Origin of the sequence: Actinoplanes sp. NPDC051411 (assembly GCF_040682075.1) — a bacterium.
In the GTDB taxonomy this organism is placed as follows: Bacteria; Actinomycetota; Actinomycetes; order Mycobacteriales; family Micromonosporaceae; genus Actinoplanes.
In genome coordinates this window covers 1-11588 of the sequence record NZ_JBFBAD010000007.1, presented here as the reverse complement: position 1 = coordinate 11588, position 11588 = coordinate 1, and the positions used below count along the sequence as shown (strand labels likewise).

11 protein-coding genes and 1 pseudogene are annotated in these 11588 nt (G+C 68.6%); 9 read left to right on the top strand and 3 right to left on the bottom strand.

Features of this window, described 5'->3' with window-relative positions:
- Positions 1-215: 215 nt before the first annotated feature.
- The 8 genes from AB0M88_RS05530 (at position 216) to AB0M88_RS05495 (ending at position 7383) form a co-directional block, all read left to right on the top strand.
- Positions 216-1703: a HEAT repeat domain-containing protein gene (locus AB0M88_RS05530; protein WP_364095792.1), complete on the top strand. Its 1488-nt coding sequence runs from the start codon at positions 216-218 to the stop codon at positions 1701-1703.
- Between the two features lie 100 nt (positions 1704-1803).
- A complete protein-coding gene (locus AB0M88_RS05525) occupies positions 1804-2313 on the top strand; it encodes a methyl-accepting chemotaxis protein (protein ID WP_364095789.1) in 510 nt (169 codons plus the stop codon).
- 13 nt (positions 2314-2326) lie between these two features.
- On the top strand, positions 2327-2560 hold the full coding sequence (locus AB0M88_RS05520) for a YchJ family metal-binding protein (RefSeq protein ID WP_364095786.1): 234 nt from the start codon (positions 2327-2329) through the stop codon (positions 2558-2560).
- 22 nt (positions 2561-2582) lie between these two features.
- Positions 2583-3437, top strand: a complete 855-nt coding sequence (locus AB0M88_RS05515; RefSeq protein WP_364095783.1) for a tryptophan 2,3-dioxygenase family protein — start codon at positions 2583-2585, stop codon at positions 3435-3437.
- A complete protein-coding gene (gene kynU / locus AB0M88_RS05510) occupies positions 3434-4663 on the top strand; it encodes a kynureninase (RefSeq protein WP_364095780.1) in 1230 nt (409 codons plus the stop codon). The genes AB0M88_RS05515 and kynU overlap by 4 nt, the downstream gene beginning before the upstream one ends.
- The gene (locus AB0M88_RS05505; protein ID WP_364095777.1) at positions 4660-5703 is read left to right on the top strand and encodes an amidohydrolase; all 1044 of its coding nucleotides are present in this window, start codon (positions 4660-4662) and stop codon (positions 5701-5703) included. Before kynU ends, AB0M88_RS05505 begins: the two co-directional genes overlap by 4 nt.
- Positions 5704-6094: 391 nt before the next feature.
- A complete protein-coding gene (locus tag AB0M88_RS05500) occupies positions 6095-6454 on the top strand; it encodes a hypothetical protein (RefSeq protein WP_364095774.1) in 360 nt (119 codons plus the stop codon).
- 344 nt (positions 6455-6798) lie between these two features.
- Positions 6799-7383, top strand: coding sequence for a GAF domain-containing protein (locus AB0M88_RS05495; RefSeq protein WP_364095771.1), 585 nt, complete (start codon positions 6799-6801; stop codon positions 7381-7383).
- Between the two features lie 379 nt (positions 7384-7762).
- On the opposite strand, the gene AB0M88_RS05490 is transcribed toward AB0M88_RS05495, so the two are convergent.
- The 3 genes and pseudogenes from AB0M88_RS05490 to AB0M88_RS05480 all read right to left on the bottom strand — a co-directional run.
- The gene (locus AB0M88_RS05490) at positions 7763-8275 is read right to left on the bottom strand and encodes a SigE family RNA polymerase sigma factor (protein ID WP_364095768.1); all 513 of its coding nucleotides are present in this window, start codon (positions 8273-8275) and stop codon (positions 7763-7765) included.
- The gene (locus AB0M88_RS05485) at positions 8272-9012 is read right to left on the bottom strand and encodes a hypothetical protein (protein WP_364095765.1); all 741 of its coding nucleotides are present in this window, start codon (positions 9010-9012) and stop codon (positions 8272-8274) included. Before AB0M88_RS05485 ends, AB0M88_RS05490 begins: the two co-directional genes overlap by 4 nt.
- A 613-nt stretch (positions 9013-9625) precedes the next feature.
- Positions 9626-10162: pseudogene (locus tag AB0M88_RS05480) on the bottom strand (DnaA/Hda family protein); the annotation flags it as partial.
- 331 nt (positions 10163-10493) lie between these two features.
- Between AB0M88_RS05480 and AB0M88_RS05475 the strand changes: the two are divergent.
- On the top strand, positions 10494-11444 hold the full coding sequence (locus AB0M88_RS05475) for an aminoglycoside phosphotransferase family protein (RefSeq protein ID WP_364095762.1): 951 nt from the start codon (positions 10494-10496) through the stop codon (positions 11442-11444).
- Positions 11445-11588 lie beyond the last annotated feature (144 nt).

The window sequence follows — 11588 nt, the reverse complement described above, 5'->3', positions numbered from 1 at the left end:
TTGCGCGGAGTGCCCACCCGCGCCACGCGGCACCGGAACTTATGCGAGTAAGCAACCACTCTCCGCAACCCCCGTCGCCGCAGGATCCGTCACCGCTTACACCACGGTTCCATAACGCACCACCCGCCGAATGCGGCCGCAAACCTCGGTTCGGTAAGGCGCACAGCCCGGAAAAGCAGGAGCGGCCGCCGGACCCGGCCCGGCACGATGGCGTCGTGAACTTCGCGGATGCGCTTCAGCAGGTCGGCCCGCTCGACGACGAGGCCCTTGACCGGCTCGGTGGCATGCTCGGCGAAGTCGACGAGAAGGACGCCCTCGGCGCGGTGACGGCGCTCGGCCGGCGGGTGCGGCTGACCGCGAGGATGGACGGCCGGACGCGGGCCCAGCGCTGGGTTTCTCACGAGTCAGGCCCGCTGCGTGGGCACTTCGTTGCGGCCTCCGGGGCCCACTCGGCGCTCGTCGATCGGTTCGCGGCCGGCGAACGCGGGCCGATCGTGCTCGTGGTGGCGTCGTGGGCGCGCTACTTCGGCACGCGGGAACGCGCCGTCAACATCATGCAGGCCGGGTTCGAGATCCAATACCTGCCCTTCCTCGTCCTGCGGACCGCCGACTGGGCCGAGCCGGTGCGCGACGCCGCTCGCACGATCGTGAGCCGCCGCATCGGCACCCCCGAGCGCCTGGCCGCCGCGGTGCCGATGGCCGTCTACGTGGCCGGCCGGGATCGTGGCGGCTGGGCGATCGACACCATCCGTGACCGGGTGCGGGCGGAATTCGACCGGTTCGGCCCGGCGCTGCTGGCGAGCCGGGAGACCTACGCCCGGCGGCTCGGCTTCGAGATCGCCCGCGAGCAGGGCCGGGTCGACTACGCCGAGCAGGTTCGGCGGGCCGGGCACGACGGCGACACGATCATTCGCGGCTGGGCGGCCGGGGCCGCCCGCGCCGAGGCGGTACGCCGAGGCGACCGGAAGACGTTGCGGTCGCTGGCGCGGTCACGGTTTGCGGGCGTACGCGTCGAAGCGCTCATCGGTCTCGTCAAGCTCGGCCACGACGACGACCTGACCGCGGCGCTCGACGATGGGGCGGCACTCGTCCGTGCGTACGCGAGAAGCCGCACCACCGATGCGGCCGCGCATTACCGGGTCACCGTGACCACCGCGCCGAGCCCGGGTTCGATCGCCGGTCTCGGAGAGACCGGCGTCTACGCGGACGCCGCCCTCCTCGCTCCCCTGCTCGCCTCGGCCGACGCCCCACTCCGGGCGGCGGCGATCCGCGCGCTGGCCGCACTCGACAGCATGCCGGTGGACGACGTCCTCCCCCTGCTTCGCGACCCGGCTCCGGCGGTCGTCCGCGAGGCCGCAAACGCTCTCCGGTTCCGCCGCACCCCGCCCGAGCTGCCCTGGCAGCTGCTCGCCGATCCGCGCCCGGAGGTGCGCCGTGCCGGTTACCGCCTGACCGCGGCCCGCCCGCGGCACGAGCAGCTGCGGGCCGCCCTACTGCTGGCCCACGACGCCGACCCGGCTCTGGCCCGCAGCGGGCTGAGCGCCGCCCACCGCCTTCTTCACGGCCTCGGCGACAACTGGTGGAGCCGCCGTCGTTTCCCGATCCCGCCGGACACGCACCCCGAGCTGATCGACCTGGCCACCCGCCTCGGCGAGCCGGGCGCGCGGCTGGCCGCGGGCATCCGGGCGACGCCGCCGGAATAGGGCGAGCCGGGCGCGGGGACTGGCCGCGGGCATCCGGGCGACGCCGCCGGAATAGCGGGAAACGCCGACGACGGCGGGCACCGAATGGGATCGTGGCGGAGTGAGCGAGTGGGACCAGGGTGACGACTGGGCGGCCGACACCGCCGAGCAGGAGGACTGGTCGGCGCCCGCGCAGTCGCCGGAGTCGGCGCACCGGCTGGCCGACGTCAGCAGCGACATGGCGACCGCCTGCCGGAACGCCGTGAAGGCGGCCGAGATGGCGGTCGCCGTCATCCAGCGGCTGGAGTCCAAGGGGACCGAGATCGGCAAGGTGGTGCAACTGATCGCCACCATCGCCAAGCAGACCAATCTGCTCGCGCTGAACGCGACCATCGAGGCCGCGCGGGCCGGGGAGGCCGGGCGCGGGTTCGCCGTAGTGGCCAGCGAGGTCAAGGACCTGGCCAACGAGACCGCGACCGCCACCAGCGAGATCGGCACCCAGGTCGGCGGCATCCGGGCCGACACGCAGAACGCGGTGGAGGCGATCGAGGAGATGCAGGGCCTGATCAGCGAACTGGTCCGGTGCCAGCAGGTGATCAGCGGGATCGTGGTCGAACAGCAGGCCGGCTGAGAGACTACGAACCATGGCGAAACAGGCTCTCTGCCCTTGCGGGCGCGGTCTGCCGTACGCGGAGTGCTGCGGCCCGGTCCACCAGGGCGCCCCGGCATCCTCCGCCGAGGTTCTGATGCGCTCGCGATACAGCGCGTTCGCGCTCGACGACGACGATTACGTGCTGCGCACCTGGCATCCGCAGACCCGTCCGCCCGCGATCGAGCCCGACTCCGGCCTGCGCTGGGTCGGCCTCGCCAACATCTGACCTGGTGTGATCTCCTTCAGAGATGGCCGAGAACCAGCGACCTCTCGAGGACGGCATCGTCCGCGATTTCAAGGTCAACCTCTCGTACGGGCGTTACCTGCACCTGGATGAGATCCTGCACGCTCAGCACCCCGTGAGCACCCCCGAACACCACGACGAGCTGCTGTTCATCCTGCAGCACCAGACCTCGGAGCTCTGGCTCAAGCTGGTGCTGCACGAGCTGCGGGCGGTGCAGCGCCAGCTGGCCAAGGACGAGCTGCGGCCGGCGCTCAAGGGCCTGGCCCGGGTCAAACACATCCAGCGCACGCTGACCGAGCAGTGGTCGGTGCTGGCCACGCTGACGCCCAGCGAATACGCCGAGTTCCGCAGCTTCCTCGGCACCTCGTCCGGCTTCCAGTCCTACCAGTACCGGGCGGTCGAGTTCATGCTCGGCAACAAGGACCGCCGGATGCTCTCGATCTTCGACGCCGAGCCGGACGCCCGCTCGCTGCTCGTCGAGGCCCTCGAAACGCCCAGCGTCTACGACGAGTTCCTGCGCCATCTGTCCCGGCACGGCCACGACGTGCCGGTCGAGCTGCTGCAGCGCGACGTCACCCTGCCGTACACGTTCAACGAGGACCTCGTGCCGGTCTTCAAGCGCATCTACTCCGACCCGGAGCAGTTCTGGGGCGCCTACGAGGCGTGCGAGGAACTGGTCGACCTGGAGGAGAACTTCCAGCTCTGGCGGTTCCGGCACCTCAAGACCGTGGAACGCACGATCGGCTTCAAACGCGGCACCGGTGGCTCCAGCGGCGTCGACTTCCTCAAGGCCGCCCTCGACCTCACGTTCTTCCCCGAGCTGTACGCCGTACGCACCGAGATCGGAGTCCCCCGTTGAGCGACGACCTCCTCGAACGCGCCGCCGACCTGGACGCGTCCGACCCGCTGGCCCGCTACCGCGACGACTTCATCACCCCGGCCGACGCCGACGCCGTCTCGTATCTGGACGGCAACTCGCTCGGCCGCCCGCTGGCCGCGACCGGCGCGCTGATGGACCAGTTCATCCAGCGCCAGTGGGCGGGCCGGCTGATCCGCGGCTGGACCGACAGCTGGATGGAGTGGCCTCTGGTTCTCGGGGACCGCCTCGGCCAGATCGCGCTCGGCGCCGCCCCGGGACAGGTCGTGATCGGCGACTCGACGACCGTGCTGATCTACAAGCTGGCCCGGGCCGCGCTCGCCGCCCGCCCGGGCCGCCGCAAGATCGTGCTCGACACCGACAACTTCCCCACCGACCGCTACGTGCTCGAGGGCATCGCGGCCGACCGCGACCTCGAGCTGGTCTGGATTTCGACCGACCCGCTCGAGGGCATCCACGCTTCGCAGGTGGCTTCGGCGGTGGACGAGGACACCGCGCTCGTGCTGTTCAGCCACGTCGCCTACCGGTCCGGCTGGATGGCCGACGTCGCCGAGATCAGCCGCGTCGCGCACTCGGCCGGTGCCCTGGCGATGTGGGACCTGTGCCACTCGGCCGGGTCGGTGCCGATCTCGCTCGACGCGTGGGGCGTCGACCTGGCGGCCGGCTGCACCTACAAATACCTCAACGGTGGTCCGGGGGCGCCCGCCTTCGCGTACGCCCGCCGGGAGCTGCTCGCCGAGCTGCGGCAGCCGATCTGGGGTTGGATGGGACACCGGGCGTCGTTCGAGATGGGCCCCGGCTACCAGCCGGCCGAGGGGGCGCGGGCGCTGCTCAGCGGCACCCCGGCGATCCTGGCGATGGTGCCGCTGCACGCCAACCTCGACATGCTGGCGTCGGCCGGGATCGAGGCGGTCCGCGCGAAGTCGGTGCTGCTGACCGAATATGCTCTGCGACTCGCCGACGCGTGGCTGGCCCCGCTCGGCGTTTCGGTGGTCTCGCCGCGCGACCCGGCTCGGCGGGGCGGCCACGTGACGCTGCGGCGGCCCGGGTTCGCCGATCTGCTCGACCCGCTGTGGGAGAGCGGGGTGATCCCCGACTACCGGCAGCCGGACGGCTTGCGGATCGGGCCGGCCCCGCTGAGCACCAGTTTCGGCGAGGTGCACCGGGGGCTGTCGGTCCTGCGCGAGCTGCTCGCCAAGCAGTCGTGACGCAACTTCTCGCGGCCGAGTCGCTGTGGTGGGACGGCGAGTGGAAATCCGGTCAGGGGCTGCGGCTGTCCGGCGACGACGTTGTGCCGATGGCCGCTCCGGACACTGTGGACCGGCGGCCGGGGACCCTGCTGCCCGGCCTCACCGACCATCATGTGCACTCGGCCCTGGTCGACCTGCCGACGGTGCGGGCGGGCGGCATCGGCGCGGTCTGGGATCTGGGCGGTGTCCTGGAAACGGTCGCCGACCTGGCCCGGCGGGCAGCCCCTGTGGACAACGACGGGAAGTTGTCGGGGGCGGGTGATTTACTGGCCCCACCCAGTACGGGGTGGGGGCGGTCCGGGGGCGGCCGAAAACTGCCGAAAATTCGTTTCGCGGGGCCGTTTCTCAACGCGCCGGGCGGCTATCCGAGCGACCGGGCGTGGGCGCCGGCCGGAAGCTGGCGTTCGCTCACATCGCCCGACGAGGCCGCGGACGCGGTCGGCGAGGCGCATCGCGCCGGGGCCACGCTGATCAAGATGACGGCGCATGCGGGCGGCCCGCTGCTTTCGCTCAAGACGATGACGGCTGTTGCCGATTCCGCGCATGCGCTTGCGTTGCCGGTGGTCGTGCACGCCGAGGGCGACGGAACCGTCGAACTGGCCCTCGACTGCGGCGCCGAGTTCCTCGCCCACACGCCCTGGACAGCGCGACTCGACGAGGGCCTGGTCCGCGCCTGCGCCGACCGGATGACGTGGATCAGCACGCTCGACATCCACGGCTGGGGGACGAAAACCCCGGAATCGGTCACCGCAGTCGGCAACTTGCGGCAATTTCTTTCGTACGGCGGAAGCGTGCGCTACGGCACCGACCTCGGCAACGGGCCGCTGCCACCGGCGATCAACCCGCGCGAGATCCGCCTCATGCAGTCGGCCGGGATGGCCCCGTCCGACATCCTGGCCTCGATGGCCGGGCCGGGCGTCGCGTGGGTTCCGGGCGGCCTCGACCTCGATCCGGCGCGGTTCGCGGATGTTCTGGCGACAGCAAGGGTGATTTCATGATCGTGGTTACCGGCGCCACCGGGCGTCCGGGTCGGCGCGTCGCCCGGATCCTGGGCGGCGGAACGAGGCTGGTCGTACGTGACCCGGCCCGTGCACCCGCCTTTTCCGACGACGCCGGCGTGGCAGAAGATCATGCGCGTTCCCCGGAAAGTGCGAAATGGTATATCCGATGCATTGTCATCGGCATTTCCGCGCGTCGCGGGCCAGCATGGGTTGCACAGAGTGTGACGGCTCTGCCGGCCCCTCGCGTGCGATCAGCTCACCGAAGAGACGGGACCGCCGAGCAGCTGGCACCGCTGTTGGCCGCAGTGGCCCCGGCGGTGGGCGCAGGAACCCCCGACCGAAGCAGGGGTTACGGTGGATCATTGGTAATCCGAGGATGAGGCTGCAGATGATCAATGTGCAGGAGTTCGCGCGACGGCTGAGCACTCTCGGAGCTGATGCGTTCACCGGCGACGACGTCGTGGACCTGGCAACCGCCGCCGATGTCCGGATCAGCGCTGACGTCGAGATCGACGCCACCATGGCGCAGCGCTTGCTCGACCAGATCTCGCCCACGCTGCCGGTGACCGGAGCGCAGATCGCGGCGTCGCCATGGCCGCCACCCCAGTCTTCCCGGCCGGCAGCGCCTTCGGTGTCATTCTCCAGCCCCGGCGCCGTCGACGGCCCGGCTGATCAGCTGTCGCGACCCCGTAGTTCTGGGCCCGCGCGTAGCGGTCGGCGACCGAGCGCTCGACGAACTGGCAGCTGAAACTGCTGGCCATTCCCGCAGTTCCCACTGCTTGGATGGCGCCGACAAGTGCCCGATACCGTACGTGTACCGATCTACTGCCGGCCGCATGGGACTCGAAGCCGGCTGGACTGCATCCGGACTGTGTTTCGCTCTAGCCGACGTCGCGGCGCTGCTTGTGCTGAGCCTCTGATCGCATGGCGGGCCAGTGGAGGAGCCGCAGGCCGCGCTGCCGGCCGCGCTGGGCCGCGGAGAGTCGGACACGGTGTGCGACGCTTGCGGCGCGCAGGCAGTTCCACTTCGAAGTGCCTTGCGCGGGCATAGCCGGCCACCGCGCACGCTCACTAGGCTCGATGTGACCGAGAGTGATCATCTGGGTGGGGAGACATGTCATGAGGTGCAGCGGTACCTACGAATACCTGGACGGCCCCGAGGAGCAGGCGCGGCTCGATGCGGTGCGCCGCTACCAATTGGTGGATGAGCCGGTCGACGACACGTACGAACGGATCGCATTCGTCGCTGCCGCCCTTTTCGGCACTCCGATCGCGACGGTGTCGCTGGTCGAGCAGCATCGCGTTTGGCTGGCCGCTGCCTACGGCCTGCCTGACGTCCGCGAGGTGGGCCCGGAGCCCGGTCTGTGTGCGTCGGCCATCGCCCAGGACGGCGTCTATGTGGTCAACAACGCGGCCACCGACCCGCGGACGCACGAGCACCCCCTCGTCCGCGGCGAGCTGGGCCTGCGGTTCTACGCGGCAGCGCCGATCCGGACTTACGACGGCTACCGACTGGGCACGGTCAACGTGATCGACAACCGGCCGCGCGAGGCGACGCAACAACAGTTGACCGCCCTGGAGCACCTGGCCGCGATAGTGTCCGACGAACTCGAACTACGCCTGCTGGTGATACGCAGCGCGATGGCCGAGCAGCGCATGCGAGAAACGGTCAACTGAGTAAGAAGCGGCCCGCCCGCCGTATCACTCTGTGCCAGCCCAGGCAGCTAGGCGTTAACGTCTTGGCTCCAACCTTCACCGGCGGACGCCATGAGTCAGACCGGCTCGGGTGCAAGGTCTTCTTTGGTGACATGGGCCTTCGGTTCCCTGTCGATCCATCGCGGCCCTTGCTTGATACGTCGTGGCATGCGGTCGTCCTGCGACGTCCAGATCACCATGTCGATCAGGCGCAGGTCCGGAACCTCTGACAACTCGGGCAGCGCCGGTGCCAGGTACCGCCGGAGCTCACGAATGACGGCCTGATGGGATTTCGCCCCACGATCCTGCCCAGCTCGTTCGCCCGCCGGGCCCGGTTGTGCCGAACTCGCCTCGATGTGGTTCAGCCGAACAACGAGTTTCCAGACGTCGGTTCGGCCGATCGGCCGAGCAGGTGGCGTAGTCGGGTCAGTGAGCGGGCGCTCTGAGAGGTCACCGTGCCGGCCGGCAGGCCGAGGATCTCGGCGACCGCCTCGACGCTGAGATCTTCCCAGTAGCGCAGCACCACGATGGCCCGATCGCGCGGTGGTAGCCGGCCGAGCGCATCGATGAGCGTAAGCCGCAGATCAGCGTCCTCATGCCTTCCTGGCACGTCGTTGAATTCGGCGGTCACCACCTCGTGCGAGCGTTTGGCCCGATGGTGGTCCAGGAAGGCGCGTGAGAGCACCTGCCGGGCGTACGCGTGGGGATTGTCGCGCCGGCTGATCTGGTGCCAGCGCACGAACATCCGGGCCAGTGTCGTCTGGGTCAGATCAGCGGCCAGGTCCCAGTCACGGCACAACAGGTAAGCGGTACGCCGCAGCTGGCTCGCGGAGGCCCGGGCATACTCCGCGAAGTCGTCGTCGGCGCCGCTCACTTGGGGAACTTCGTCGACAGATGCGGGAAGGCGGCGGCGCCCTTCGTGTTCAGCTCCGGGTCGATCTTCAGACCCCACCGGGGGTCTGCGCCCACCTCCGCGGCCTCACGTGCGGTCAGGGGCTGCTTGATCGTCGTGCCGTCCACGACCGGGCAGTTGGCCAGGTCGAACTGCAGGAGGGTGTTGTCGGGGTGATGTACCCACACGATGGTGTGCTGGTAGCAGTTGCCGGGAGCCGACTTGGTCATGTACTTCGTCCCGTTGCCGAGCGAGATCCAGGTACCGAGACCGCTGAAGTCCGACTCCTTGCGCGTCATCACGTGCAACCGGATCATGCCGGGCCCGTTACCGCTGTCGAGGAAGGTCTGCACCGACACGTCGCCGTCCTCCGTGATGCCGGCGTAATGGCTGGTCTTGCCCTTAGGCAAGTTCTGCAGCAGCAGTTCGAGCATGCCGGCCGGTGTGGCCTTGACCCGAAGGGCGGGGGGCGGAGAACTGCTCGCCGCCGCGGACGGGGTTGCCGCGACGACGACCGCGGGCGTCTCCGAACCCGGTCCTCCGGTGCCGCGAACGATGGGGATCGCGGCCAAGCCGGTCACGATGAGCACGGCCAGGCCGGCACCGCCGGCCCGCAGTCGCTTCACGGTGCGCATCCGGCGGCCATGGGCCACCGCTTTTTCGACGAGATCACCGATCGGCGGCTCGGCCCACTCGATCGTGCGGAATTCCTCGCGCATGGTGCTCCTCTTTCAACCGTCAGCGGTTTCCGTGTCTGCACGGGCTGACTCCACCGCCCTGTTTCATATGTGACGCAAGACACAAGAGCGATAGGGCTGTGCCGCTTCGAGCACGACTCCGGGTGAACGCCCAACAGCCAACGACCGGGCGGACGACAACGGCCGAGGAAAGTGGCCACTAACGAGGCACTGCATGATCACCTGCCCGCTCATCGGCTATGTCCGTGCGCCGAGCAGCGCGGGCACGTGCCGAGGGTGACGGCTGCCCTGGGCGCCGCACACGATCCGCGGCAGAAGACGACGCTGCGACGCAGTTGAACGCCCCAACCAGGCGAGGGATGTCAGCGGCCTCCGAGACGCCCGGAAATCATGGTCCTAAATCAGTCGAACTCCGTAGCCTCTACGCATGCCGCTCTCGACGGCACTAACGACCCGTGGCTGCTGCGGATGAACGCTGCCGACCTTGAACACGCACGCACGCAGGCATCCGGCCGGGCTGTTAAGGCGCTGAGTGCTGCTGGCCGAGGGAACGCTCACGGTTCGTAGCGGCTTGCGAAGAGCTTGTGCGCGGTCTCTGCGGCAGATCCGTGCACATCGGGTCCGGGGAGGCTCACTTCCGTCGCAGTGTGACCAGGGTGCCCTGGTCCGGTGGTTGGATGTCCGCAATCAGGCCCCACTCGAAGCGGGTCCGCAGGCGGTCATCCAGAGTGAACAGTTGCCGCGGTGAGCGGTTGGAACTGATGACGATCTGCTTGTTGGCGTCGTGCAGGGCGTTGAAGGTGTGGAAGAACTCGTCTTGTGCTCGCTCGCTGTCCGCCAAAACCTGGATGTCGTCGATCAGCAAGATGTCGACCTCGCGGTAGCGGCGCCGGAAGGCCTTGGTCTCGTCCTGCAGCGGCGAAAGGAGGAGCTCATCGATAAAGTGCCGGGCTGCCACGTATCGGACAATCCGCGTGTCGTCGACCTTCTCGGCGTACAGCCTGATTGCTTGCAGCAGGTGTGTCTCGCCCAGCCCGGGACCCCCGTAGATGAACAGCGGGTTGTAGGGCCCCGCCGGTGACTCGGCTACGGCGACAGCCGCGGCGTGTGCGAAACGGTTGGCTGCGGAGACGACGAACGTCTCGAACGTATGGGCGGGGTTGAGCTGGTCCTCTTCGATGACGGCGAGGCTAGGCTCGAGACCCTCGGTTCCGCAACGGTGCCGCAGCACTCGGCCGAAGCAGCGCCAGCCGCGCGATCCGCCGTAGCGCTCCTGCGCCTCGAGCGGGTCCGCGCTCGCGCAACCTCCGATGCCGAACACCGGCGATAACCCGGCTCGGCCACCAGCCCAAGGACAGCATGCCGTGATCGCTCGCAAGATCAGCCGGGATACCGCGCCAACTCGGCGGCAAATGAGTGCGGCCACGGTTCTGTAAGGGGAGGCCCCGCCATCCGTAAAGTGGACACCTCATGACTCTGCCCGGTGTGTTGGAGGACTGCGGTTGTCTCGGAAGGCCGACATCGACAACGCCGCCATCAACGCGCTCCTCCACAGGGTCTTCGGCGCCTCTGTCCCGTTGAGCTACCAACGCACTCCGGACGGTGTTTCAACCCAGGTCTACCGGATCTGGCGAGGCTCAGAGGTCTTCTACCTGCGCATCGCCGAAGAAGCCGATGAAAACCTCGAGACCGAAGCCGAGCTGCACCGACGCCTCCGCAGCCTCGGCGTGAAGGTCGCCGACATCGTCCACGTCGAACCCTTCAACGCAGACATCGTCCGCTCAACAATGATCACCACCGAAATCCCAGGTGTCTCGGCGGCGGAGATCGCTGACCCGGCGCGGGCAGCGTCGATCGTCGAGCAAGCCGGCGCCGACCTCGCCGTCATCAACCAGATACCAGCCGACGGATTCGGTTTCGTCCGCAGACGCAACCACCGCTGGCCACTACAAGCCGAGTATCCGCAATACGAGAACTTCCTAGTTTCCTACCTTCCGCATCCATGGCCTGGCCCATTGGCATTCCTGTTCAACCAGGCCGACCTCACCATCATCGAAGATCTCATCGAACATGAGCGCACCAGACTGCTGACCTCAGCAGTGCTGTCGCACGGCGACTTCGACCTGACGCCGATATTCTGTGCCGGCGACCGCTACACCGGCCTCATCGATTTCGGAGAGATCCGTGGCACCGAACCACTGTTCGACCTCGGCCACTTCCACCTGCACGACCAGGAAAGCAGCCCCGCCACCCTACTGCCCGCCCTACTACGCGGCTACTCAGGGATACAAACCCTGCCCGCCGACCACCTAGAAGACATTCGCCGCAGCGCAATCCTGCTAGGGCTACGTCAACTCTGCCGCTGGCTCGGACCACCACGGCACTACCCGCTCGACAACCCCGCAGTCACCCACCGCGCGCGACGAATCGACGAGCTGATCGCCCAGCATTGAACCATCCACTCAGCCGCAGAACCACTACCGGCGACAACGAGCACGGACGGCGGCTACTTGTTTCATTGATCTACGACCGCAGCCCGGCCAGGCTGGGTCGAGGTGACCGGTGGGTTCGCTCTCACGGCGGCTGCCCACCGCAGT